This window comes from Candidatus Chryseopegocella kryptomonas (genome assembly GCF_001536065.1).
In the GTDB taxonomy this organism is placed as follows: Bacteria; Bacteroidota; Ignavibacteria; order Kryptoniales; family Kryptoniaceae; genus Kryptonium; species Kryptonium kryptomonas.
Map to the genome: position 1 here is coordinate 72,944 of NZ_CZVW01000002.1, position 25,889 is coordinate 98,832.

General features: G+C 36.7%; 29 protein-coding genes. 20 read left to right on the forward strand and 9 right to left on the reverse strand.

Annotated elements, in window-relative coordinates:
* Window position 1: 1 nt before the first annotated feature.
* From AWW83_RS01020 to xerC, 12 genes are all read left to right on the forward strand, one after another.
* Entirely contained in the window at window positions 2-724 is a 723-nt protein-coding gene (locus AWW83_RS01020; RefSeq protein ID WP_092347093.1) for an SAM-dependent methyltransferase, read from the forward strand.
* 53 nt (window positions 725-777) lie between these two features.
* Entirely contained in the window at window positions 778-1,065 is a 288-nt protein-coding gene (locus tag AWW83_RS01025; RefSeq protein WP_092347096.1) for a 2Fe-2S iron-sulfur cluster-binding protein, read from the forward strand.
* A 1-nt stretch (window position 1,066) separates the two neighbouring features.
* On the forward strand, window positions 1,067-1,321 hold the full coding sequence (locus tag AWW83_RS01030; protein ID WP_092347099.1) for a hypothetical protein: 255 nt from the start codon (window positions 1,067-1,069) through the stop codon (window positions 1,319-1,321).
* Between the two features lie 23 nt (window positions 1,322-1,344).
* Window positions 1,345-1,731 (forward strand): (2Fe-2S) ferredoxin domain-containing protein, encoded by a 387-nt coding sequence (locus AWW83_RS01035; protein WP_092347102.1) that lies wholly within the window; start codon window positions 1,345-1,347, stop codon window positions 1,729-1,731.
* A 2-nt stretch (window positions 1,732-1,733) separates the two neighbouring features.
* Window positions 1,734-2,402, forward strand: coding sequence for an endonuclease III (nth, locus tag AWW83_RS01040; protein WP_200753981.1), 669 nt, complete (start codon window positions 1,734-1,736; stop codon window positions 2,400-2,402).
* A gap of 142 nt (window positions 2,403-2,544) precedes the next feature.
* Complete coding sequence (locus AWW83_RS01045) at window positions 2,545-3,324, forward strand: enoyl-CoA hydratase/isomerase family protein (RefSeq protein ID WP_092347366.1); 780 nt, start codon at window positions 2,545-2,547, stop codon at window positions 3,322-3,324.
* Window positions 3,325-3,327: 3 nt separating this feature from the next.
* Entirely contained in the window at window positions 3,328-3,888 is a 561-nt protein-coding gene (locus tag AWW83_RS01050; RefSeq protein WP_092347105.1) for an adenine phosphoribosyltransferase, read from the forward strand.
* A complete protein-coding gene (locus AWW83_RS01055; RefSeq protein WP_092347108.1) occupies window positions 3,888-4,376 on the forward strand; it encodes a DUF2721 domain-containing protein in 489 nt (162 codons plus the stop codon). The genes AWW83_RS01050 and AWW83_RS01055 overlap by 1 nt, the downstream gene beginning before the upstream one ends.
* Window positions 4,377-4,421: 45 nt before the next feature.
* On the forward strand, window positions 4,422-4,889 hold the full coding sequence (gene smpB / locus AWW83_RS01060; RefSeq protein ID WP_320409419.1) for an SsrA-binding protein SmpB: 468 nt from the start codon (window positions 4,422-4,424) through the stop codon (window positions 4,887-4,889).
* Between the two features lie 57 nt (window positions 4,890-4,946).
* Window positions 4,947-6,149, forward strand: a complete 1,203-nt coding sequence (gene tyrS, locus AWW83_RS01065; protein WP_092347369.1) for a tyrosine--tRNA ligase — start codon at window positions 4,947-4,949, stop codon at window positions 6,147-6,149.
* 21 nt (window positions 6,150-6,170) lie between these two features.
* Window positions 6,171-6,716: a pyruvoyl-dependent arginine decarboxylase gene (locus AWW83_RS01070; protein WP_255301274.1), complete on the forward strand. Its 546-nt coding sequence runs from the start codon at window positions 6,171-6,173 to the stop codon at window positions 6,714-6,716.
* 143 nt (window positions 6,717-6,859) lie between these two features.
* The gene (gene xerC, locus AWW83_RS01075) at window positions 6,860-7,759 is read left to right on the forward strand and encodes a tyrosine recombinase XerC (RefSeq protein WP_092347114.1); all 900 of its coding nucleotides are present in this window, start codon (window positions 6,860-6,862) and stop codon (window positions 7,757-7,759) included.
* A gap of 1 nt (window position 7,760) precedes the next feature.
* Here xerC and AWW83_RS01080 read toward each other — a convergent pair whose 3' ends face one another.
* Window positions 7,761-9,914, reverse strand: coding sequence for a vWA domain-containing protein (locus AWW83_RS01080; RefSeq protein ID WP_092347117.1), 2,154 nt, complete (start codon window positions 9,912-9,914; stop codon window positions 7,761-7,763).
* Window positions 9,915-10,027: 113 nt separating this feature from the next.
* Between AWW83_RS01080 and lipA the strand changes: the two genes are divergently transcribed.
* From lipA to hypE, 8 genes are all read left to right on the forward strand, one after another.
* On the forward strand, window positions 10,028-10,879 hold the full coding sequence (lipA, locus tag AWW83_RS01085; protein ID WP_092347120.1) for a lipoyl synthase: 852 nt from the start codon (window positions 10,028-10,030) through the stop codon (window positions 10,877-10,879).
* 18 nt (window positions 10,880-10,897) lie between these two features.
* Window positions 10,898-12,322, forward strand: a complete 1,425-nt coding sequence (locus AWW83_RS01090) for a lipopolysaccharide biosynthesis protein (protein WP_092347123.1) — start codon at window positions 10,898-10,900, stop codon at window positions 12,320-12,322.
* Window positions 12,323-12,346: 24 nt separating this feature from the next.
* Window positions 12,347-12,643, forward strand: a complete 297-nt coding sequence (locus tag AWW83_RS01095) for a hypothetical protein (RefSeq protein WP_092347126.1) — start codon at window positions 12,347-12,349, stop codon at window positions 12,641-12,643.
* A 15-nt stretch (window positions 12,644-12,658) separates the two neighbouring features.
* Window positions 12,659-15,700, forward strand: a complete 3,042-nt coding sequence (locus AWW83_RS01100) for a FlgD immunoglobulin-like domain containing protein (RefSeq protein ID WP_092347129.1) — start codon at window positions 12,659-12,661, stop codon at window positions 15,698-15,700.
* A 16-nt stretch (window positions 15,701-15,716) separates the two neighbouring features.
* Window positions 15,717-16,685: a choice-of-anchor D domain-containing protein gene (locus AWW83_RS01105; RefSeq protein ID WP_092347132.1), complete on the forward strand. Its 969-nt coding sequence runs from the start codon at window positions 15,717-15,719 to the stop codon at window positions 16,683-16,685.
* A 98-nt stretch (window positions 16,686-16,783) separates the two neighbouring features.
* On the forward strand, window positions 16,784-17,029 hold the full coding sequence (locus AWW83_RS01110; RefSeq protein WP_092347135.1) for a HypC/HybG/HupF family hydrogenase formation chaperone: 246 nt from the start codon (window positions 16,784-16,786) through the stop codon (window positions 17,027-17,029).
* 2 nt (window positions 17,030-17,031) lie between these two features.
* Window positions 17,032-18,126 (forward strand): hydrogenase formation protein HypD, encoded by a 1,095-nt coding sequence (hypD, locus tag AWW83_RS01115; RefSeq protein WP_092347138.1) that lies wholly within the window; start codon window positions 17,032-17,034, stop codon window positions 18,124-18,126.
* A gap of 13 nt (window positions 18,127-18,139) precedes the next feature.
* Window positions 18,140-19,189, forward strand: coding sequence for a hydrogenase expression/formation protein HypE (gene hypE, locus AWW83_RS01120; protein ID WP_092347142.1), 1,050 nt, complete (start codon window positions 18,140-18,142; stop codon window positions 19,187-19,189).
* 1 nt (window position 19,190) lies between these two features.
* Here hypE and AWW83_RS01125 read toward each other — a convergent pair whose 3' ends face one another.
* The 8 genes from AWW83_RS01125 to AWW83_RS01160 form a co-directional block, all read right to left on the reverse strand.
* Entirely contained in the window at window positions 19,191-20,669 is a 1,479-nt protein-coding gene (locus AWW83_RS01125; RefSeq protein ID WP_092347145.1) for a T9SS type A sorting domain-containing protein, read from the reverse strand.
* A 179-nt stretch (window positions 20,670-20,848) separates the two neighbouring features.
* Entirely contained in the window at window positions 20,849-23,167 is a 2,319-nt protein-coding gene (locus AWW83_RS01130; RefSeq protein WP_092347148.1) for a heme lyase CcmF/NrfE family subunit, read from the reverse strand.
* Between the two features lie 22 nt (window positions 23,168-23,189).
* A complete protein-coding gene (locus AWW83_RS01135; RefSeq protein WP_092347151.1) occupies window positions 23,190-23,447 on the reverse strand; it encodes a cytochrome c maturation protein CcmE domain-containing protein in 258 nt (85 codons plus the stop codon).
* On the reverse strand, window positions 23,374-23,580 hold the full coding sequence (locus AWW83_RS01140; protein ID WP_092347154.1) for a hypothetical protein: 207 nt from the start codon (window positions 23,578-23,580) through the stop codon (window positions 23,374-23,376). The genes AWW83_RS01135 and AWW83_RS01140 overlap by 74 nt, the downstream gene beginning before the upstream one ends.
* Entirely contained in the window at window positions 23,577-23,738 is a 162-nt protein-coding gene (locus AWW83_RS01145; protein WP_092347372.1) for a CcmD family protein, read from the reverse strand. Before AWW83_RS01145 ends, AWW83_RS01140 begins: the two co-directional genes overlap by 4 nt.
* Before the next feature lie 2 nt (window positions 23,739-23,740).
* The gene (locus AWW83_RS01150) at window positions 23,741-24,427 is read right to left on the reverse strand and encodes a cytochrome c biogenesis protein (protein ID WP_092347157.1); all 687 of its coding nucleotides are present in this window, start codon (window positions 24,425-24,427) and stop codon (window positions 23,741-23,743) included.
* A 151-nt stretch (window positions 24,428-24,578) separates the two neighbouring features.
* Window positions 24,579-25,244 (reverse strand): heme exporter protein CcmB, encoded by a 666-nt coding sequence (locus AWW83_RS01155; protein ID WP_092347160.1) that lies wholly within the window; start codon window positions 25,242-25,244, stop codon window positions 24,579-24,581.
* The gene (locus AWW83_RS01160; protein WP_159421066.1) at window positions 25,234-25,887 is read right to left on the reverse strand and encodes an ABC transporter ATP-binding protein; all 654 of its coding nucleotides are present in this window, start codon (window positions 25,885-25,887) and stop codon (window positions 25,234-25,236) included. The genes AWW83_RS01155 and AWW83_RS01160 overlap by 11 nt, the downstream gene beginning before the upstream one ends.
* Between the last annotated feature and the right edge of the window lie 2 nt (window positions 25,888-25,889).

Here is a 25,889-nt window from a genome sequence, read left to right on the forward strand (position 1 = left end):
GATGAAATCCAAAACTGTTCAGAAATTGCCAACGCTTGGGGGAAGTAACTCAACAAAACTTATCTGCTCAAAAGTTGAAATAAAAGATGGAATGAATGTTTTAATCGCAAGCGTTAATTTAAGAGAAAGCGTCGTTTATGTTGCGAAAAATTTTAATTGCCATATCTACGGAATTTATGAAATACCACAGGTTGTTTTTGACGCAAAAAGTGAAATTGCTGAAGCAGGTCTTGATGATAAAGTCAAAGTTAAAATGATGAGTCCTGTAAATCTTGATTTTGAAGATGAGATTTTTGATTTGATAATAAGCGAGGGAATTTTAAGTCAGTATAAAAAGAGCCGAATTTTGAAAGAGTTTCGCAGAGTTTTGAAAAAAGATTCTTTCATCGGAATTGCTGACTTTTACTGGAAGAAAACGCCTGTTCCAACTTATGTTAAAGATGCTTGGTATGTTGAAGGTGGAGAAATTGAAACGCTTGATGAGAAGATAAAAATTTTGAAGGATTATGGTTTTGAGCCGACCTTTGTTAAAGATATAAGCGATGAGTTGAGAGTTTATTATTCAAGGTTTAAGAAGATAATTCAGAGTTCTCTTAAAGAGAGAAAATTTACGAAGAGCGAGTTTAAGGAAGTTAAGAAGTTTAAACACGAAGTGAGCGTCTATCTTGATCAAGGTGGTGATAAATGGATGGGCTATGTTGTGATAGTTGCGAAAAAGATTTAAAACTTTGATTATTTTTTGCTTTTGGGTAAATTCAAATCAAAGGTCAAAAATTTATGCCTGTAATTGATTTCGCACCGCTTGGAGTTAAAATTGAATGTGAAGAAGGGAAGACAATTTTTGAAGTCGCAAAAAGTAATTCAATCCCGATTGCGGAATCGTGTAATGGCGATAAAATCTGCGGTCATTGTCGTGTTCAAATAATTGAAGGAGCGGAAAATTTATCCGAGCCAGATTTTGATGAAATGAAATTGATGAAGGAGAAAAATTTTTCGCAGGATGAACGGCTTGCGTGTGCGGTTAAAGTTTATGGCGATGTCAGAATAAAAACTTCTTACTGGTAAAATGACAAAAATTACAATTGCGGTTGGAAAAGGACTCTCGGGAGAGATTTACAGATATGAAGTTGACGATGAAGTTAAAGTTGATGAACTTATGAGTAGGATTATAAGCGAGATATATAATGGCGATGGAGTTGTTGAAGATTTTGTGCTTTTTAATTTGACGCAGGGATTTGAATATAGAAACGATGAGACGCTTTCAAGCAGGGGAACGAGAAACGGTGATGTTGTTTTGATGATTGATTTGAGAAAAACTTAACAAAAACAAAATTAAATTGAAAGGTGAGATACAAAAAACATATTTTCGTCTGCACAAATGTTCGCCCGCCCGAACATCCGAAAGGTTCGTGCGGTGGAAAAGGTTCGGAAAATTTTAGAGATAAATTTAAAAAGAAAATTGCTGAACTTGGCTTAAATAAATTTGTTCGTGTCAATTCCGCTGGTTGTCTTGATGCGTGCGAATATGGAATTAGTGTTGTAATTTATCCCGAAGGAATATGGTATGGTGGGGTAAGCGAATCTGACATTGATAAAATCATAAACGAGCATCTTCTAAATGGAAAAGTTGTTGAAGAACTTCTTATAAAGGATGAAAAGTTTAAGCCCGAACTTATGCTTAATTCTAAAATTGAGCCATTGCAAAATGAACGAAAACAATTTCAGGAGTAAAAATGGTGAAGGGAAAATCCGCATTTGCCAAAGAGACATTGCAAGATAAGAAAAAAAGAGTTCGCAAGATAATTCAAATTTTGAAAAAACTTTATCCAGATGCAAAGACGCATTTAAACTTTTCAAATCCGCTTGAACTTTTGGTTGCGACGATATTAGCAGCACAATGCACAGATGAAAGAGTTAACAGAGTCACCGAATATCTTTTTAAAAAATATCGCACTGCGGAAGATTACGCAAACGCTGATATTAAAACACTTGAACAGGAGATAAAGCCAACTGGTTTTTACCGAAACAAAGCAAAAGCAATAAAAAATTGCTGTAAAGTTCTTGTTGAAAAATACAACGGGCAAGTTCCAGATACGCTTGAAGAACTTGTTGAACTTCCTGGCGTTGGGCGAAAGACAGCAAACGCAGTTCTTGCAAATGCCTTCGGCAAGCAAGGGATAATTGTTGATACGCATTTAAAGAGAGTCACTGCACGACTTGGACTTGTGAAGAGTAAAAATCCAGATAAAATTGAGTTTGAATTGATGGAAATAGTTCCGAAGGATAAATGGACGCTTTTCTCTCATTTGATAGGCGAGCACGGTAGATATGTTTGTGAAGCACGAAAACCAAAGTGTGGGATATGTAAAATTAGCAAATACTGTCCATCTGCGAAGGTGTGAATATATGTGTTGTTTTTGTCTTTGTTTGATGTGAAACAAATTGGGGATTTTAAAAAGCAAATTTTTGCTCAATTGAAAATTGACTTTATCGTCAAGAATAAGTAATTTTAAAACTGCTGAAAACAAATTTAAATTTCAAAAATTGTTCAACCAAATCATCTACGAGGTCAACGAAAGAGTTGCAATCATTACGCTTAACAGACCGGAGAAAAGGAATGCTTTAAATCCGGAGTTAATCAGAGAACTTGGAGATGCTTTTGAAATTGCTCTTAAAGATGATTTAACAAGATGCGTCATCTTAACAGGAGCGGGGAACTCATTTTGTTCCGGAGCTGATCTTGAATACATACAAAAGATTTCGGATTTGAACTCTTATGAAAATTACATTGACGCAGAAAAACTTTCCGATTTATATTTGAAAATTTACAGATTCCCCAAACCGACAATTGCGATGGTAAATGGTTTTGCTCTTGCGGGTGGATGTGGTCTCGCAAGCGTTTGTGATTTTATAATTGCGTCAAAAGAAAATGCAAAATTTGGATATACGGAACCAAGAATTGGGTTCATTCCGGCAATTGTGATGGTTTTCCTTTTGAGAAGAATTGCTCCTGGAAAAGCAAGAGAACTTTTGCTTCGTGGCAATATAATCAACGCTGATGAAGCAGTTGAGATCGGTTTTGCAAATTATTCTGTTCCAGATGTTGAATTAAAGAACTTTACACTTAAATTTGCAAATGATTTAATTTCCGAGGTTAGCCCTGAATCAGTTAAATTTGTAAAAGAGATGATTTCAAATGTATATTCTATGGGTCTTGAACAGGCGATTGAGTATGCGAAAAGTATGAATTCAATTTCCCGATTGACCGAAGATTGTAAAAAAGGCATAGAATCGTTCCTTAAAAAAGAAAAAATTAGGTGGTGAAAGATGAACGAGACGCAACTTCTGGAAGTGAGCCAGAAACTCAAAAGCATTATAAGAAGCGTTCCAAACTTTCCCAAAGAAGGCATCGTTTTTAGGGACATAACGACACTTTTAAAGGACAAAGAAGCATTTAAGCTTGCTGTTGACACTTTTTATCAAAAATACAAAGACATGAAAATTGATAAAGTTGTAAGTGTTGAATCACGTGGTTTTATTTTCGGCTCTGTGCTTGCTTATTTGCTTGGCGCTGGTTTTGTTCCAATTAGAAAACCCGGAAAATTGCCAGCTGAAAAAATTCGTCAAGAATATCAACTTGAATATGGAACGGATGCAATGGAAGTTCATATTGACGCAATTCAGCCCGGAGATAAAGTCCTTGTCCATGATGACCTTCTTGCAACGGGTGGAACTGTGTCCGCAGCGTGTAAATTGATTGAACGTTTGGGTGGTGAAGTTGTCGGAATTTGCTTTTTGATTGAGTTGAGCTTTTTAAATGGGAGAGAGCGTTTGAAGAATTATGATATATTTTCAATCGTCAAATATAACAGCGAACAAGAATTGTAATGGAGACGCAATTTACTTTGACTGTCACGCAAGCCATTCAGGCAATTTTATCCCCAGCTGTTATGATTTCGTCAAGTGCGTTCTTTTTATCTGGTTTGAACGCAAGGCATTCAACTTTAGTCAACAGAGTTAGATTGTTAAATGATGAAAGAAGGAGATTGGTGAGGGAGTTAATAAATCGTGGTGAGCTTGAATATACGGAAAATGTTCGGTTTTTAAGCATAAAGAATCAAATTGATATTCTCGTTAGAAGAATCTGGTATATAAGGAATGCAATGTTGTGTCATATAAGTGCAGCTATTTTCTTTGTTTTGACTTCATTTGCTATTGCTTTGAACATATTCTTTGCTGGTTCGTTTGTGCGTGAGATTCCGCTTTATCTTTTCGTGGTTGGGCTTTTTCTGGTCTTGTGTGGTGTTTGCTTTCTTGGGATTGATGTTTTAATTTCATATCGTGTGATTTTGATTGAGGTTAAAAGTGAGGAATGAAAAATTGATTTTGGAATTTGATTTTTTTAAAATTATTTCCGAATTCTGATGGAAGACAAAATTAAAATTGTGACGACGAACCGAAAGGCGCATCACGATTATGAAATTCTTGAAACAATTGAAGCAGGGATTGTTTTGAAAGGAACAGAGGTTAAATCTTTGCGACAGGGAAAGGTGAGCATTCAAGATAGTTATGCGATAATTAAAAATGGAGAGGTTTGGCTTCTAAATATGCATATAAGCCCTTATGAATACGGAAACATTCACAATCACGACCCCTTGCGGGATAAAAAACTTCTTCTTCACAAGCATGAGATAATTCGCCTTGCGACAAAGGTGAAGGAAAGAGGTTTAACTTTGATACCTTTGAAAGTTTATTTTAAAAATGGGAAAGCGAAAGTTGAACTTGCACTTGTGCGTGGAAAGAGAAAGTATGAAAAGAAAGAGGACATTGCAGAAAGAGATCTTCAAAGAGAATTAAAACGAAAATATGCGGATAAATATCGTGAGTGAGTTTTAAAAACAAAATTTGAACTTGATGAATTGAAATTTCCCAGTTTGAACGAGCAAATGGATTTAATTAAACACGGCGTTGTTGAGATAATTCCAGAAGATGAACTTGTTAAAAAAATTGAGAACTCAATCAAAACGGGGAAACCATTAAAAGTAAAATTAGGTTGCGACCCGACCAAACCAGATCTTCATCTCGGGCATTCTGTTGTGTTAAGAAAATTACGACATTTTCAGGAACTTGGACATATCGCCGTCTTGATCATCGGTGATTTCACAGCTATGATTGGCGATCCATCGGGAAGAAGCAAAACGAGACCGCAACTTTCGTTTGAGGAAACACGAATCAATGGACAGACATATTTTGAACAGGCGAAGAAAATTTTACTTCCCGAAAGAGTTGAAATAAGATATAACTCCGAATGGCTTGGGAAAATGACTTTTGAAGATGTGATACGACTTGCGAGCAAATACACGGTTGCACGTATGCTTGAACGAGATGATTTCAGCAAAAGATACAAATCAGGGGAACCCATTAGCATTCATGAACTTTTATATCCACTTGCACAGGCAATGGATTCTGTAGCAATTGAAGCAGATGTTGAACTTGGTGGAACGGATCAGAAATTTAATCTTCTCGTTGGAAGAGATATTCAAAGGGAATTCGGACAGGAACCACAAGTTATAATAACAATGCCACTTCTTGTTGGAACCGATGGCGTTGAAAAGATGAGCAAGTCACTTGATAATTACATAGCGCTTAACGATCCTCCATTTGAAATGTATGGGAAGACGATGTCAATCCCGGACGAACTTATTTACGATTATTTTCTTTTAACAACCGATCTTCCACCAGCAGAGATTCAAAAAATAAAATTACAACTTCAAGATCCAAATGTTAATCCACGAGATCTGAAACGTAGGTTAGCGTGGGAACTTGTCCGTATGTATCACGGAGTTGATGAAGCAAATAAAGCACAGGAAGAATTTGACAAAATTTTTGTCAGAAAAGAGATTCCGGAAGAAATTGATGAATTTGAAATTGATCTTGAAGAGCAAAAAATCAGAGTTGTTGAACTTCTCGTTATGACTGGGCTTGCAAGTTCAAAGAGTGAAGCAAAGAGATTGATTCAACTTGGTGGTGTAAGCATTGATGGGTCTAAAATAGGCGATATTGATGCGCAGGTTGAGCTTGATAAATCTTTCGTCTTAAAAGTTGGAAAGAGAAAATTTTTGAAGATAAAACCAAAAATTAAAAATTAAATCAAAGGAGGGAAAGCAAAATTGTATGTCCCAACAAAAATGTTCCTGACGAAAGGAGTAGGGCGCCACAAGGAGAAGCTTACAAGCTTTGAGATGGCTTTAAGAGATGCAGGGATCGCACAATTTAATCTTGTGCGTGTTTCAAGCATTTTTCCGCCCGGTTGCAAGATAATCCCCAAAAATAAGGGACTTGAATATCTTAAACCCGGTCAAATTGTGCATGTTGTGATAAGTCAGGAATCAAGCAATGAGCCGAATCGTTTAATCGCAGCTTCAATTGGTGTTGCAATCCCAGCTGATTCAGAACAATTTGGATACTTATCCGAGCATCACGCTTTTGGTCAAACGGACGATAAAGCAGGTGAATATGCGGAAGACCTTGCAGCGACGATGCTCGCTACAACGCTTGGGCTTGAATTTGATCCAAACACAAGTTGGGATGAACGTGAGCAGGTATGGAAGATGAGCGGGAAAATTGTTAGGACATTTAATATAACTCAATCAGCGATAGTTGATAAAACTGGTTTATGGACGACTGTTGTAGCAGCTGCTGTTTTGATTCCGTGAAAAAGGTAAGAAGGAAAGGGCAGGCGGGGGGGAACCTGCCCTGCGGGGGAACCCAGGGCGGGGGATACCCTGGGTGAGGGAAACTCCTTCATTACCTAACACAAATATAATATCTTTTTTGTTAAAAGTCAAGTGTTTTCAAAATGCAAAACGAAATAAGAAAATTTCTTGAATACCTTGACATTGAAAAAAATTGCTCGCAAAGAACAATTGAAGCATATGAAGACGCACTCTACGAGTTTTACTCCTTCATCCTTAATCTTCGTGGAAAAGCTGATGTCCAAAAAATTGATAGATCGCTAATAAGAGATTATCTTGCTTATCTTCATTCAAAAGGTTTGAAGAAGACAAGTATTTCCGCCAAGTTATCCGCAGTTAAATCCTTTTTCAAGTTCCTTGTAAAATTTAAAATCATCCCTTCAAATCCAACCATAGGATTCTCGCTCAAAACCGAAAAGTCACTTCCTGTTTTTCTTGAAGAAGACAAAATTGAAAAGTTGATGAATCTTCCAGATTTAAAAACAGATGAAGGTGTGAGGGATCGGGCTTTGCTTGAATTTCTTTACAGCACAGGCGTGAGGGTAAGCGAACTTTGTGGATTAAACATAGATGATGTTGATTTTTCAAATGAAACGGTCAAAGTTCTGGGTAAAGGTGGAAAGTTTAGGGTTGTTCCATTTGGAAGGAAAGCAAGAGAAGCATTGAGGGAATATCTTAAAATCAGGGACAATTTTACAACGAATGAACAAAGTGAAGATGATAAAAAAGCCCTTTTTGTCTCAAAAAGCGGGAAAAGAATTACGAAATCCGAAGTTTATGAGATCGTGAGCAAGTATATTTCCGCAGTTGCTGACCTTGAAAGGAAAGGTCCACATGTGCTGAGACATTCATTTGCAACTCATCTTTTGAATCACGGCGCTGATATAATGGCTGTTAAGGAACTCCTTGGGCATTCAAGTTTGTCAACAACTCAAAGATATACACATGTAACGGTTGAACATCTTAAAAAAGCGTATAAACTTGCTCATCCACGTTCTGAATAATCTAAGCAAGCCCATATCTTTTCCTTAGATACCACTCAATTGAAAGCAAAATGATAATTGCAATTAACGGCTCAAACCTTGACCACAGGATAAATTCATCTCTTTTCTCAACGATCTCTGGTTTGAAATTTGGTTGAGATGAAATTAACTCTGTTAAAATGTCAATTTTTTCACTCGTGATGAAAACTCCGCCAGTTCTCTGCGCAATTTCTCTGAGCAAACCCGCATCCATTTGCGTTTTTAAAAATTCAATTTCTGTTTCTCCAACTGTAAATCGCCCAGAGAAATTTTTAAGTAATTTACCACGCCTTAAAATGCTGGCTTCATATCTGTAATCACCTTTTTGAATTTGGATACCTCCAGAATAAATCCCGCTTCCTATTTGTTCAAGATTTATCTCCCCAATCTGTTCCCCGTTTTCCTGATTTAAAATTTTAACTTTTATTTCAGCATCGTTTATCGGTGAATAATCCTCGCTATAAACTTGAGCAGAGAACTCAACTTTTTCATCTTCGCTGAAAAAATTTTTTGCAATTTTAAACTTAACAAATTCTTCTTCCGCAGGTGAAAGAAGCCATCTAATTGCATTGTTTATAAAAGTTTCAAAAACGCCAGAAAATTCTTCATTTTGAGCAGTTAAAAGTTTCCATCTCCATATCCCATAACATAAAATTGAAAGCATTTTTCTATTGTTAAGATTGTTCGCAAGGATTAGCGGATCATCTGAGTCAAAATTTTGATATTTTGCTTTTGCTAAAACAATTGAGCCAGCAGATGGTGTAAAGAGACCACGAATTTTAAATATCGGTGGTAAAAGATTCCAAATATGATTTTTATCCCTTAGATCCATAACTGCATGATTTCGCCCGTCTTCGGTTATAGAGAGATTTATCACTTCTTCTTCTCCAAGAGTTCGTGAAAATCTGAACGGAAGAAATTCTGATAGAATTTTCAACCTTTCAAAATCAATGTTTCTGCTCATCACGAACAAAACTGGTTTATTTCGGGAAGCGATGATTTCTTTTATTTTGTTTATCACTTCAACATCTGATGTTTTCACGGGAAATCCGATTAAAACGATGGCGTCGCATTCCTCTGCTTTTTTAAAATCAAAATTTCCTTCAATGAAATCTTTACCCCTTTTCTCAATGTAAGAAATTATCTCATAGTTTTTGTTTTCTGCTATAACTCTTTTGATGAATGCAAGATCAGGGCTTGGGGCACCGCTTAAAATTAAAATTTTATGTTTCCCTTTCAAAACTTTGACATAGAAAGATTTTTGATTGTTTTGATAGCTTATCTCGTTTGGAAGTTGCTGGATTTTGACCGTAAATTTTTTCATTCCTTCTTCTTGCGGGACAAATTTGAAGTTAACAATTTGCTGATTTATTCCCGGACTTAATGTTATCTTTTCTCTTGCGATTTCCTTTTTCTCATCATATAGAGAAACTTGGACATTTTGAACTTCAAATTGGGAGCTTTCAATTTTTACCATAACAGGTGTTTCCATACCTGTGTATGCGACATCGTTTGCGATGACATCAACGATTTTCAAATCCTTTTGAACACTTGAATCGCCAACGCCAACCGTAAAAGTCGGGATTTGCATTTTATCGCTGAAATAAACCGGGTTTTCGCCCGAGTTATAAACACCATCTGAAACAAGTATAATTGACTTAACATTTTCTTTCTCGGATATCTCTTTAACTTTTTTCAACGCTTTTGTTATGTCGGTCAATCCACCTGAAAATGTCAATGAATCTGGGATTATATTTTCTTTTTCGCTGACATCTGTTGCAAAAGTGAAAAATTTTTTATCCCCCGGGATGTTCATTTTTGTTAATTTTTCCACAATCTCACGCGTTATCTTTTTTCTATCCCCAAGTCCGTCTCTTATTCCCATACTTTTTGAATTGTCAATCAAAATCGCAACTGTTGGCGGTTTCTCAGATTTTATGATCAAGGTTAAAATCGGTTCGGCAATTAAGAGAAAAGTTAAGAAAACTGCGCTTGCTCTTATGAGAGTTAGCAGAGTTAATTTTTTCAATCTTTCGGCAATTGAAATTTTATAATATGAAAGCAGGGCAACTGATATTGAAAACAGAATCGCAATCAAAACCAAAAACAAATTTGCGCTAAAAGATAATGACTTCATCTAAGCATGTTTTTTTATTTTGAATTTAAACCCTTGCGTTGAAAAACAAAAATTTCATTTCTCAACCAAAATTTCTTAACTTTATGTGAAGTTAAAACAAAGACACAAATCTTATGCAAATAAAAGAGAAACGACCCGACTGGCTCAGGATAAAACTTCAGGTTAATGAATCATTTATGAATGTGAGAAAAATTGTTGACTCGCACAAACTTCACACTGTTTGCGAGGAAGCAAGATGTCCGAATATGTCTGAATGCTGGTCAAGGGGAACTGCTACATTTATGATACTTGGAGATGTTTGCACGAGAAGTTGTGGATTTTGCGCTGTGAAGACGGGGAAGCCAACATGGTTTGATCTTGAAGAGCCGAAAAGAGTTGCGCAAGCGGTAAAACTTATGGGAATAAAACACGCAGTTATTACTTCCGTAAATAGAGATGATCTAAAAGATGGGGGAGCGTGGATTTTCGCTGAAACAATAAGAGAAATAAGAAAACTTGTTCCTGAATGTAGAGTTGAAGTTTTGATACCCGATTTTAAAGGTGATGAATCTGCGCTTGATTTGGTTATTGAAGCCAAGCCAGATATTTTAAATCACAATGTTGAAACAGTCCCACGACTTTACAAAATTGTCCGACCGCAGGCAAAGTATGAACGAAGTTTAAAAGTTCTTGATTACTGTAAAAAGCACGGGCTTGTGACGAAAACTGGAATGATGCTTGGAATAGGTGAAAGGACAGATGAAGTCATTGAGGTGATGAGGGATTTAAGAGCAATTGATGTTGATATTTTGACGCTTGGACAGTATCTTCAACCGACGAAAGAGCATCTCCCCGTTGATAGATATGTTTCGCCAGAAGAGTTTGAAATGTTGAAAAGAATCGGGCTTGAGATGGGATTTAAATATGTTGAATCAGGTCCACTTGTGAGAAGTTCTTATCACGCTGAGTCCCACATTGTGTGGTAAAAGTTAAAACTTTATTAAATGTTTGCTCAGATAAAGCAATTAGGCAAGGAGACCGCTATTTACGGGATAAGTACGATCGTTGGGAGATTTTTAAATTTTATCCTTGTTCCATTTTACACGAATGTTCTTAAACCAGATGAATACGGTATTGTCACAACGATTTACGCATACATTGCTTTTTTGAATGTTATTTATTCCTACGGAATGGAATCTGCTTATTTGAGGTATGCTTCATCCCTTGAAATAGGCGATAAGAGGGAAAATTTCAGCACGCCGTTTATTTCGGTTTTATTCACATCTTTAATTTTTTCGTCGCTGATTCATCTTTTCTCAAATGAAGTCGCTAAAGTCATTGGAATATCTGAGAAATTTTCAATTTGCATAAAATACTCTGCGTGGATTTTGTTTTTTGATGCGATCTGTTTGATTCCGCTTGCATATTTGCGACTTGAGGGGAAAGCGCTGGCGTTCTCAACGATTAAAGTAATTAACATACTTGTTAATGTCGCTTTAAATATCTTTTTGCTCTTAAAATTCAAACTCGGTGTTTATGGAATTTTCATAAGTGGGCTCGTTGCTTCTGCTACGACTTTTGTTCTTCTAATCCCGGTGATTTTGAGAAATTTTTCTATCTCATTTTTGAAAGATCTTTACATTGAACTTTTGAAATTTGGGCTTCCGTATATACCTTCTGGGCTTTCTGCGATGGTTATTCAGGTGATTGATCGTCCAATTTTGAAAGCATTGACCGATGAAGCAACCGTTGGAATTTATCAGGCGAATTATCGGCTTGGGATTTTTATGATGCTTTTTGTTTCAATGTTTGATTATGCTTGGAGACCTTTCTTTTTGAAAAACGCTGGGCGTGAAGATGCGAAACTTATCTTCTCAAAAGTTATGACATATTTTGTTCTGTTTGCTTCGTTTCTATTTCTCTTTGTTTCTTTTTTCATTGATGATTTTGTCAGGATAAAAATTTTGGGAAGGCACATAATTCATCCCGATTACTGGGTCGGGCTTGGAATTGTCCCAATTGTTTTGCTTGGTTATCTTTTCAACGGAATCTATGTTAACTTAATAGCAGGAATTTACATAAAAAAGAAAACGAAATATCTTCCATACATCACAGGTTTAGGGGCGATTGCAAATATAATCGGAAATTATGCTTTAATACCAAGTATTGGAATGTATGGGGCTGCTTGGGCAACTTTTGTAAGTTATTTTGTGATGGCTGTTTCGCTTTTTTTAATAGTTCAAAGAATTTATCCTGTCAAATATGAATATGCTAAGTTATTAAAAATCGCATTTGTGACGGGACTTTGTTTCGTGCTTTTTAAATTTATTCCACACGGTTTGAGCTATATCACAACGCTCGGAATAAAATTGATATTGTTGGTTTTGTTTTTTATATTTCTTTTGAGCTTTCAGCTCTTTTCACGGTGATTTCAAAAAATTGAGACGGGCTTAATGAGATTAATTTTTATGACATTAATTTTCGTTTTTGGATGTTATGTTGCTGGCTCAATTGGGGAATCTTTCACTGTGAAAGGTAAAATTTATGTGTCGGGAAATGAGCCATTTACTGAACTTGCAATTCAAAGTGAAAATGGAAAAGTTTATTTGATTTCAAAAAATTCTCCGGTTTATGGCGAGCTTTGGAAAAATCAAGGCAATGTCGTTGTGGTTGAAGTTACAAAAACCGAGACAGCTGGAATGGAGAAGGGGAAAATTTTTGTCAAGAGTTTTAAAGTCATATCAAAATAAACAAACGGAGGCAGGATGAGGGTAAAATTTATTTTACTTGGTTTATTCTTATTGAATTTTGCTCTCGGGCAAAATTTAGAAAAGGTTGGGATAACAAAGATGGCGTTGGATAATTTTGAATCTGAAATTGGGACTCCAATATGCGGGACAATCTTTTTGAACGATGAGGTTGGAAAGCGTGCGCTTGAAAACACAAGAATTTATAACCCCGAACTTTATTCTTTGATGATAAAATCAACGATTGAAAAAACTACTCCTGTAAAAAGTGCTGACACTATCGGGACGAGAAGAAATTTTTATGTTTATAATCTTACAACCGGGCAATTTGATTATATTGTTGCTGAGTTGAGGGCGATTGGAAATTTGACGCAGGTTTGGGTTGATACAACTGAATTAAGCAATGGTCATGTGAGCCAAGTTGAAGTTGATGCAATTTTAAATGCTCTTGAAAATCAAACTCCTTCAGCTTCAAGAGACCCAAACAAGGGAATTGTTTCGCTTGATCATCAATATTTTGGAAATCCGCCAAATAAAGATGGTGATGGTAAGACAGATTTTTTGATAACCGATATAAAAGATGGATGGCAACCGGGCGGAAGCTATGTCGCTGGATTTTTCTTTTCATGGGATCAAACTGATACCGCTGGGAGCAATAGAAGAGATATGCTTTACATTGTTTCATACCCGGGAATTTACTATAACAATACGAGAGACCCACAAAGACCTCTAAGCACGCTTGCCCACGAATATCAGCATTTGATTCATTATAATTACGATAGAGATGAAGCAACATTTGTAAATGAAGGTTTATCCGAAGTTGCTGAGGTAATATGCGGTTATCCATTGAGAGTTCCTTTGAGATACTTTAATAACACAGATGTTCCGCTTTTTGATTGGAATAATATAAGTGGGAATGTCCTTGCTGATTATGAAAGAGCTGCTTTATTTACGCTTTACTACACGGAGCAACTTGGGGACGATGTTTTGAAACAAATTGTTCAAGAGCCAGCTAATGGTACCACGGGATATGACAATGTTTTTTCAAGAAAAGGAAAAAATTTTATACAAATTTTGACAAACTGGTTCGTTGCAAATTATCTCAAAGATAAAAATGTTGATCCAGCTTATGGTTATCTTTATCCAGTTCCTGGAACCCCGAAAGAAGCAAATTATCACAATGATCCGAATGTAAATGTGACAAATCAAAGCATTTGGGGATATGCGGTTGATTATATTGTCTTTGCTTTTGGTGAATCTTTGAAAGTTACATTTACCACAAGTTCATCGCTTGTTAAGATCAAGGCGATAAAACTTGGCTCATCTATAAAGCAAGTTGTTGATGTTCCGATTGGAACACAATTTCAAGTTCCGGAATTTGGAACGACAGTTAGCACTGTTGTTTTTGTTGTTATGAACACTGGTCCGACAAATGCAACTTATTCATATACTTCTCAGGGAAGACAGGTTGCATTTTATGTTGAGACGGCTTATGATGATGGAACTCCGGACAGATTTGCAGGGCAGGCGAATTTTCTCGGATTTGGAAATAATAGTGTTGATTATGGTTGGGCTGTCAAGTTTATTCCGGAAGTTAGAACAAATCAACTTTTGTATGCAAAGATACTTGCAGCGTTTGCACAGGAATTTTCCGGCTCAACTGTGCCAGCAAATGCTCCAAAAGATTTTTACTTCCATGTCTGGTCCGATAATGGAGGTCTTCCGGGGAATGACATAATCACGTTTTTGTTTTCAACTAATAGACCAGGTTATGATGGACAATTTTTGACAATTGATTTAACTCCTTACGCATCACAACTTACGAATCTTGGGACAATTTACATTGGTTTCACTGAAAATGATACAATTGGAACTTATGTCGGAATGGACAGCACAACGAAGACAAATTACACTTATGCTTTCTTTGGACCAACTCATCCAAACAATCCAAATCAATGGATTCCGATGGAGAATCTTCAAGTGCAAAGTGGTGGCACTTTGATACCGTTAAGGGGCTGGAATATGATGATGCGCGCTGTTTTTGCGTATATGGATACGACGAAGCCACAACTTATTGTTGGATTTTTCCAGAATCCAATTTTCAGCGAACAACTTGATGTGTTTGTCGCAAGTCCGAGCAAATTGAACAAAAATAATTTATCAGGAACGCTGACGCAAGGTTCAAATGTGAAAACATTAAATTTCCAACCGGTTCCGAATTCAAATGAGAAAGTTTTCGTTGATAATAATGTAACACTGACATCAAGTGGAACGATTGAGATAAGGGTAAGAAGCACGACAAAATATGGATTTATTTACTCCGACACGGCTTACACTTTCAATGTTCAGTTTCTGCAATCAGTATCGGGTGGTTATATAACTTCAACAGATGGAAAAATGGAAGCTGAATTTGGGCGTAATTCTTTGAAAGATAACATTTATGTAATTGCTTTTGCGGGCAATTCAGATGTTTTAAATGATGAAATTGAAAATTCCATAAGAACAAAGCTAAGTCAAATTTACACATTAAGTCCCGTTGGATATGAATTGAATAAACCAGCGATCTTGAAGATTTATCTTGACCCAGCTAAAATTTCTTCAATTCCGCCCGAAGAACTCGTGATTGCATATTGGGACGGGACGAAATGGGTTGGTTTGAATTCAACGGTTTCAAACTCGGGACAATTGATCAGTGCGGAGATCAACAAGCTTGGTCATTTTATCGTGACCAGAAAAAGCGAGGTTACCTCGGTTGAAACCACGAGATCGGTTGAAATCCCGGATAAATTTGAACTCTATCAAAATTATCCAAATCCATTTAATCCATCAACGAGCATAACTTTTGATCTTCCGAAAGATGAATTTGTCACTTTGAAAATTTACAATGTTATAGGGCAGGAAGTCAGAACACTTGTAAATGAGTTCAGAAACGCTGGAAGATACACCGTCGTTTGGGATGGTAAGGATAATTTTGGAAAAGTTGTCCCGTCGGGAATTTACTTTTACAGGATGACCGCTGGGAGTTTTAATAAAACAATGAAAATGGTTTTGGCAAAATAAAAATGGAGACAGAAAGATGTTGAAAGTTTTCAAATCCCGAAATTTCGGCTTGTTAAGTTTTTTGCTTACTCTTTCTTTTCTCATTTTGTTTTCAAGTTGTAAGAAAGCAACGACAGGACCGAGCGAAACAATTTATATGAATGTTTCTCCAAGTGTAATTGATTTTGGAGCTGTTGCTGTTAATTCTTTCAAAGAGATGAGGTTGATGATAAAAAATGAGAGAAATTCAAGTGGGAATTTGACCGGAAGTATAACCGTAAGCGGAGATGGTTTTTCTCTTATGAGTGGTTCTCAATTTAGTTTAGCGCCGGGCGAATCAATATATGTTTATGTGAGATTTTCTCCGACGGCGGGAGCAACATATAACGGGACGCTTTCAATAAGTCATAATGCGACGAATTTAAGTTCACCAAAGACAGTTCAATTAACAGGCGTTGGAGATGCGGTTATAAATCAAATTATCTCGCTTATACAATCTGGATGGCAATCTTTCAGAAATAAAAATTACAACGATGCATTATCAAAATTTGATCAAGCTATTTCACTTGCCCGAACAAGTTCAAGATATGATAGTTTACAAGCTGAAGCTGAATGTGGTCGTGGATGGACGAGGGCATTTAATAGGGACTTTGCTCTTGCTAAAAACGATTTTTTGAATTCACTTGCTCATCAAAGTGTTTCAACCAGTGTAAGTTTAAATTCAAAAGCTGGGCTTGCTTTTGTTCATCACGCGCTTAATGAATTCCCATCTGCTATACAGAGAGCACTTGAAGTTTTGAATGTAAATCAGAATTATGTCTTTGAATATGATTCACGTATTTATTACAAACGACTTCGTCTTGTCCTTGCGCAGTCGTATTATACACTTGGTGATTTTCAAAATTCCGCCCTTCAACTTGATATAATTGATCCCACAAACGCACCTCATTCAACAGATCCAACCGTGTTGCTTCGTCAGATTCAGGATTTATGGGGTAGAATATAAAATGTTAAGGCGAGCTTCGGCTCGCCTTTATTTTTTGATTTGAGTTTATTAATTTATTCTTGGTTGTTCTTTTAAAAATTAACTGTGGAGAAAGTCCAATGTGTCTTGGAGTGCCGGGAAAGATAATAGAAATTTTTGAAGAAAATGGGCTGAAAATGGGAAAAGTTGATTTTGGCGGTGTTGTCAAAACCGTCTGCCTTGAATATATCCCGGATGCGCAGATTGGAGATTACACGGTCGTGCATGTTGGATTTGGGATAAGCAAATTGAATGAGGAGGAAGCAAAAGAGATGCTTTATTATCTTGAAAAAATGGGATTTTTGAAAAGTGAGCTTGGAGATTAAAAATGAGGTTCATTGATGAATACAGGGATTTAAAACTTGTTCAAGCTTATGTTGAAAAAATTCATGAGATAACGACGCGTGAGTGGACGATTATGGAAATTTGCGGTGGTCAAACTCATACGATTATAAAGTATGGAATTGATGAAATGTTGCCTGATAAAATTAACATTGTTCATGGTCCAGGATGCCCCGTCTGTGTCACACCTCTTGAAATAATTGATAAGGCAATTGAAATTGCTTCAACTCCTGGGGTTATATTCTGTTCGTTTGGAGATATGTTAAGAGTTCCGGGTTCAAAGAAAGATTTATTCACTGTTAAATCGGAAGGGGCAGATGTGAGGATTGTTTATTCTCCACTTGATGCAGTTAAAATTGCGATAAAAAATCCGGATAAAAAAGTTGTTTTCTTTGCAATTGGTTTTGAGACAACTGCGCCAGCAAATGCGATGGCTGTTTGGAGAGCAAAGGAGCTTGGATTAAAAAATTTCTTCGTCCTTGTTTCTCATGTCCGTGTTCCACCAGCTATGATTACAATTCTTGAATCGCCCTGGAATATGATAAATGGTTTCATCGCCGCAGGTCATGTCTGCACTGTGATGGGATACGAAGAATATGAGCCAATAGCGAAAAAATATAAAGTTCCGATTGTCGTAACTGGATTTGAGCCGGTTGATATTTTGCAGGGGATTTTTATGCTGATTAAACAACTTGAAGAAGGTCGTTATGAGGTTGAAAATCAATATACTCGTTCCGTAAGGCGCGAGGGCAACATCCCGGCGAAGCAGTTGATATTTAAAGTTTTTGAAATTGCTGATATGAAATGGCGTGGGATAGGTTTAATTCCGCAAAGTGGGTTTAAATTGAAAAAAGAATTTGAAGAGTTTGACGCAGAAAAAGTTTTTTCAACGGTTGCAGATATTAACACAGAAGAATCGCAAATTTGTATAAGTGGCTATGTTCTTCAAGGTGTGAAAAAGCCAAGTGATTGTCCAGCTTTTGGAACTCTTTGCACGCCTTTAAATCCGCTTGGTGCACCAATGGTTTCTTCCGAAGGAGCATGCGCAGCTTATTACAATTATGGAAGATTAAAAACTTAACAAAAATTTTCATATGGCTTCGGAGTTTAATTTAAATTGCCCAGCGCCACTTTCAAATTATGATAAAGTTCTTCTCGGACACGGAAGCGGTGGCAAATTAACTGCTGAACTTATAAAAAATATTTTTCTCCCCGCTTTTCAAAATCCATATCTTGCTGAACTCGGCGATCAAGCGATTGTAAATGTAAATGGAGTTAAAATCGCTTTTACAACCGATTCCTATGTTGTTAACCCAATTTTCTTCCCGGGCGGGAATATCGGAGAACTTGCGGTGAATGGAACTGTTAATGATCTTGCTGTGGGCGGAGCAAGACCGCTTTTTATAAGTGCTGGATTTATACTTGAAGAAGGTTTCTCTTTATCTGAACTTTGTGCAGTTGTTGAGAGCATGAAAAAAGCCTGTGAAAGAGCCGGTGTGATTTTGGTTACCGGAGATACCAAAGTCGTTGAAAAAGGCAAAGGAGATAAAATTTTTATAAATACATCTGGCATCGGGGTAATTGAACACGATGTTGAAATTTCACCTCGTAAGGTCAAACCCGGAGATAAAATTTTGATAAACGGTCCAATTGGACTTCATGGCATTGCGATTTTATCAAGGCGTGAAGGGATAGAATTTGAAATAGAAATTGAAAGCGATACCGCACCGTTAAATTTTCTCGTTCAGGATATTTTATCTGTGAGTAAAAACATTCACTGGATGCGTGATCCAACTCGCGGTGGTGTTTCAAGCTCGCTCAATGAACTTGCTCAATCTTCAAATCTTGGAGTTGAGATATGGGAAACTGAAATCCCCGTCCCTGAGCCAGTAAAAGCAGCGTGTGAAATGCTTGGGCTTGATCCACTTTATGTTGCAAATGAAGGCAAATTAATCGCTGTCGTTGCCCCTGAAGATGCAGAAAAAGTTCTTGAAGCAATGCGAAATAATCCACTTGGCAGGGAAGCAAAAATAATCGGTGAAATAACTGAAGAACATCCGGGAGTTGTCCTTATGAAAACCGCAATTGGTGGTAAAAGAGTTGTTGATATGCTTGCTGGAGAACAACTCCCGAGAATTTGCTAATTCACTTAATCAAAATCATCTTTCTTGCGCTGGAAAAGTCCCCCGCTTGAATTCTGTAAATATAAACTCCGCTGGGCAATCCATTTGCTTTGAATTTTATCGTGTGAGTTCCTGCTTCAAAGACATCATCAACAACTGTGTTAATCTTCTTACCAGATAAATCAAAAATTTCAATCTTGGCATTTGTTTTGAACGGCACTGAAAAAGTTATGTTCGTTTCTGGGTTAAATGGATTTGGATAATTTTGCGAAAGATCAAATTTAAATGCTTTTTCATCGTGAATCACAACACTTGTAATTGGCGAAATTGTCCTACCATAGACATTGCCATTTATCGGGTAAAATTCGCTATCTGGCGTAAAAGCAAACTCAACTCTTGTCGTGAAAACAATATATTTATCATTTGCGTGAACTATAAAATTGCCCATCGGTGTTTTTCCATTGCTTGGTTCAAATATAACAAATTCATCACTTTTTGGATTTAAAGATAGATCAAAAAAGCGACCTATAACGCCAGGATTATTTCCAAAACTTGTGCAAGCAAAAAGAATCTCGTCGTTATTGACAAATGCGAAAGGTAAGACCCAGGCGTTTGATGTCACAAGCTGTTTTGGATTTGGAACTGTTCCATTTGGATTTACAAATCTGGCATAAATTTTCCATCCCGTCGCTTCTTCATCCGGAAATAAACAAATAAATTTCGTTCCATCGTAAACCACAAACAAAGGATTATCACTTGGTGCGGAAGTCCCATCAATCAGAAAACTCGGACCAATTGCTGAACCATTTTCACTTAATATCTGCCCCCAAACTTCAAAGTCATTATCATCGTTTGTAAAGCAAACAAGATACTTAGAATTACCATAAGCGACGGAAAATTCCTTTCTTGATGGGATATTTGAAATTTGGAATGAATTTTCCATAAATCCATCAGGTCGTATAAAGACACCTGTTAAGTAATTTGCTCTGCTTGAGGTTTTAATTATTGACACGAGAAAGTATTTGTTAAGATTCGGATTGAAATGAAGTGTTGAAACTCCGCCAAGATAGCAAGGGTAAGTTGAATCTGAATATAAATTGCTCAATTCAAATGTTTGAGCGTTGATGAAACGATATTTAATTCCTCCGTTTTCTCCATCTGTCCATACGACGAGAAAACGATCACCATCAAATGCGCATTGCGGTATCCCGTAGTCAAAGTTTTGTTTTGTTATTTTTGTTCTTCCTAAAACGATAGGATTGCGGATCAAAGAGTTGTCAATTTTTGAGTGGAATTGTGCAATTATCTCTGCTTCGCCAGTTGATAGTTCCTTGCGAAGCACGATAAGATATTTTTGTGAGTCATATGCTCCGGAAAGAGCAATTGTTGAATCAGAACTTGTTTCAATTGGGAATTCATTTCCAAGTGTTGGAACTTGTGAAAATGAAAAGTTGAAAATGAGCGCTAATGCTGTTAAAAATGAAAAAATTTTTTCCTTCATTATTTTTCCATCCTGAAAAATTTTAATTTGTTAAATTTCAATCTTGGGCTCAAGTTGAAGAACCCTTTTCACGCCCCGGACATAGCACCTGAGATCAAGGTAGGATTTAAAAATGAGAAAAGCAAATTATGTGTGAGAATTGAAATAAAAAGGGGTGCATCAAAGCACCCCTTAAACTGTTAAACCTTTGATGGTTTTTTAACTTCTGATATTCTTCTTATCATTGAGATTATAAATCCGGCAAGAACGATTATGACGCCGAACCAAACAAGATTTATAAACGGCTTAACGCTTGCTTCAATCACAAGAACTTCAACTGGCTCGCTTTCACTTAAATTAATTCCACCATCTCCGAATGAAACTGCAATTTGATTGCCTTCAACATTTAAATTAACAAATGTTAATTGCTTATCACCAACTTTTACGGGTTCTGGCATCGGGTTATTATTGCGATAATGAATTTTGGGAATTACTTGTTGAGTTTTGCCTTTGTATTTAACTTCAATCACTGCACCAATTGCGAAATCTTGCCCTCCCATCATTTTTGCCATATCATCCGGAGTCATATCAAAGCGTATGAATTTAAGCGTATAATCTCCGATGGTTTTTTCTTTGCCTTTGTCAAGTATGATTAATTCGCCAGTTGAGTGCGGATTGAATCCACCGCTTTTTTCCAAGCTCATTGGAGAAAGATATAAATCATTCATCAACATATTTTTCACAAGGAAAGCAGGAAGTTTAGGGTTGCTGAAAATATCATAATTAAGCAAACTGAAAATGTAAGGATGTCTCATCACGCCTTGATTATATTCACTGAAATACATTTGCAACGGAGCGATGAAAGAGTCCTCACCCTTTTCAACTCTGACATTGTATGCGACTCTTTCTTTGTCAATTTTTTGGTTGCCAACATAAGTTAGTTTATATCCGTAAACATTTACGGGTTGGTCTTTCGGAAGCGAGACAACTTGTGTTTTATCATATTTTGTTGATGCTATAACACCAAGCAAAAACAATGCAACACCGACATGCGTCAATGAAGCACCGATAAATTTCGGATTTCCACGGGCAATTTTATACGCAATTCTCAAATTGACAAAAAACGCAAATGAAGAAGTGAGAACAAAAAGCGCCATTAAAATTTCTCTTACTCCAACGATAATCAAAATTGATGTGAAAATTGTTGAAGCTGCTGTTGGAAACATAAGAGTTTTCATCAATGCTTCTGGCTTTGTCTTTCTCCACCACATAACTTGAGCAAGACCGATAAGCAAAGCCATTATTATTCCAAGTGGAAGCGTTGTTTTGTTGTAATACGATGTGTCAACGGCGCTCGCTTTGCCTTGAAAAATTTTTGTTATAATTGGTGATGAAGTTCCAGCGATGACAAATCCAGCAATTATCACAAGTATAACTGACGCAAGGAAAAGATTATATTCACGAGATAAAAGGTCAGATTCAACTTTTACTTTTGGAATTTCTTTTCTACGTGCAAATAAAAGACCAAATCCAATTGCGGTGAAAATAACTATCAACGAAATTAGAAGTGAATAAACCCACATTCCGGGATCAACGAATGAGTGCACCGATGTATCACCGAGGACTCCGCTTCTTGTCAGGAATGTGCTATAAAGAACAAGTATGAAAGCAAGTATTGACATACCGAGGTTCCATCTTACAAATGCGCCTGTTCTTTTTTGAACAAGCATTGTATGAATTGTTCCAACAGCGATAAGCCACGGCACAAGCGATGAATTCTCAACCGGGTCCCATCCCCAGAATCCGCCCCATCCAAGCGTCTCATAAGCCCAGAAACCGCCAATTGCAAGCCCAGCTCCAAGCGTCAAAGCAGAGAAAATCGTCCACGGCATTGCAGGTTTAACCCAAGTAAGATATTCTCTTCTTAAAAGCGCAGTTATAGCGTGTGAGTAAGGTATAGCCATTGAAGCAAAACCGATGAAAATAATCGGTGGATGAATTACCATCCAGAAATTTTGAAGCAGGGGATTTAAGCCTCTCCCGTCAGGCGGAACAAAACCTTCGTGCACCTGACCTGGCCATGTCTCCCAAATATATTCAAATGGACTTTTAACGATTAAAATCAAAAGCAAAAAAACTTTAACAAGCGAATAAACGCTCATAACTTCCGGTTCATATCCATTCCTTCGGGCATAACTCATCAAAAACAAACCAAGGATTGCGGTGTAAAATGTCCATAACATAAAACTTCCTTCTTGACCAGCATAAAATGTTGAAATGAGAAGCGGGGTTGATAAATCTCTGGAACTGTAACTCCAGACATATGTGTATTGAAATTGATGTGTGAGGATCAAATAAAGCAGAAAAGCAGAGGCAAGAACAACGCTTAAAGCTGAAATGTGATAACTTATCCTCGCTTTATTTATCAAATTTTTTCTTCCTCTGAATCCGAGGTAATATCCAATCGTTGCAAACAGCGCAGTTGTGAAAGCGATGTATATTAAAATTCTTCCAAGCATCTTCTATCTCCAGAGTTTAATTTTAGTTTTGATATTGTTTCAATGCATCTGCGGATTGATACTTTGACGGACATTTGGTTAAAATTTCCTGCGATTCAAAAATTCCATTTACATAATGTCCCTTCACAACAACATGTGATGCGATTTCAAAATTATTTGGCTTCGCTCCGTGATGGATTACTTTGACAATGTCTCCGTTATCATCTTTAAGATAGAAGACAAATTGATTTGTTCTTGCGTCGTAATAACTTTCTTTTTCTTTGACCCATTCTCCGACGATCTGGACTTTCTTCGTCGTTTTTTTTCGCTTCCTCTATAGTTACATACTTAACATTGCTTTCCATAAATGAATATGCTCCGAAAATTATGAATCCAGCGATTAAAATTGATCCGACCACAATTTTAAGTTTCATCCTTCATTCCCTCCTTTATTTTCCAATTTTGACAGTTCATTTTCAATTTTTTTCAATTTTGAATCAATTCTCAAAAGATATCCGAAGACCGAAAGCCACACGATTAAAGCGATTATCAAAACGAGATAAATTGAATTTTTTTCAAGAAATTCATACACGCTCAATTTTGAACCTCCTGATAAATTTTGTTTTCAATTTTGAGTTTTAAAATCTCCGATTTTGAACGGAGGTTAAAAATCCAGAGATAAACAAGTGTAAAGCCAAGCAAAGAAGCGAAGAAAAGTATGCGCATATTTGGATCCATCTTAAATGTCACAACTGGACCGGCACCTTCTGGGTCACCTTTTGACCCAGGGTGAAGTCCCGGCATTATCCTCGGCATTATAAATATAAAAAATGGAACCGTAACGAACGCAATTACTGAATAAACAGCTGAAAGCGTTGCTTTCCTTTCTTCAACTTCAATAGCTGACCTTAACACGAAATATGCTCCATATATCAAGAGAAGCACAAAAATTGATGTCTCCCTTGGATCCCAATTCCAGAATGAGCCCCAATTGAACTTAGCCCATATTGAACCTGTGACTGTTGTTATAAAGCAAAATAAAAAGCCAATCTCAGCCGATGAAACTGATTTTATATCATCGTATATGTTTTTTGAGCGAAGATATCTTATGCCGTACAACATTGAAACAAAGAAAGCAATTACGCTTAACCACGCTGATGGAACATGAAGAAAAATTATTCTTGCTCTTTCACCAAGCCCAGGTATGAAGCCAATGGGAATTACGAACGCAAGCGCAGTTATAATTGCGATATACAAGCCAAGCAAAATTTTCCAAAGCATGCGAAATTTTTATTTTGTTTTGCAAAAATTTTAAACAAATCTTATGCCAGCCGAATTTAACTAAATTTTATTCATTTTATCCACAAAATCCGACATCAACTGTCCAAATTTTCAACACTTTCCATTTTTAAAAACAAAGACGACACAAAAACTATTCCTTCCAAATGTAATCAAACAAAAGATACGACGCTATAATTACAACAGCGGAATACGAGATCAAAATTCTCAAATGTCCAATTGTTTCAGAAAAGGTTGCGCCCTCAATTGAAAGTTGCGTCATATTAATAGTTGTCATCAAAAGAGGAAGAAGCACGGGAAAAGAAAGCACTGGGTAAAGCGTTCCCTTTGTGTTTGCTTTTGCAATTATCGCTGCTATAATCGTTGAAGCAGATGCAAGCCCAATTCCACCTAAAATCAATCCAACAAGAAATACATCAAAACTTTTAACCTTGAAATTTTCCATCGTTAAAAGATAAGCAATGACAATGAAAAGGTTCAGCCCGAATATCAAAGCAAAGTTGAAAAGCAACTTTCCAAAATACACAACGCTTGGTCTCGTTGCAAGTTGAAGAAATATGACAGTTCCTCTGTCTTCTTCACTTACAAATGTCCTTGAAAGTCCTGACATAGCGGAGAAAAATATAACAACCCACAAAAGTCCTGAAAGAAGTGTCCCGCTTACAACTTCACCAGCGGTTGAAAATAAAATCATTGAGATCGTAACTACGACGAACATAAAAAGTGCGTTCAAAGCGTATCTTGTTCTCAATTCTGATTTCAAATCCTTCAAAAAAATTGCCCAGATGCTACTTAACAATTTGCTCCCTTGATTTTAGTTTTAGTTCGTCAAGATTTATGACTTCTTCGCACATTTGAAGTTCTTCCGCTTCGTTTGTTGCAACTATGAGAATTCCTTTTTTCTTTTGTTCTTGTGCAATTTTCCAGACCATTTCAACTCCTTCAGCATCAAGATTTGAAGTTGGTTCGTCAAGTATAAGAACAATTGGCTCGTGTAAAAGAGCGCATGCGTATTTTAATCTTTGTTTCATTCCAGATGAATAACCACGAACTAAATCATCACGGCGAGCATAGAGATTGACTCGTTTTAAAACTTCTTCAATTTTATTTTTGTAATTTTTCAAGCCCCGAATTCGTGCAAGAATTTCAAGATTTTCATATCCAGTGAATTCGTCATAAAGTTGAAGATACGGTGCAACAAACCCAATGTATTTGAACCAGTCAAGTTTATCAATTTTCTTCCCATCAATTTGATAAATTACTTCGCCAGCGGATGGGCTTAAAAGTCCTGCTATTATCTTCACAAGTGTTGATTTCCCCGAGCCATTTTTCCCTGCGATTGCAAGCGATGAACCAATCGTTAATTCAAAATTTACAGAATCAAAAACAAGAAGACGAGAGAAATTTTTTCGCACATTTTTAAGCGTGATCTTAAAATCCATAA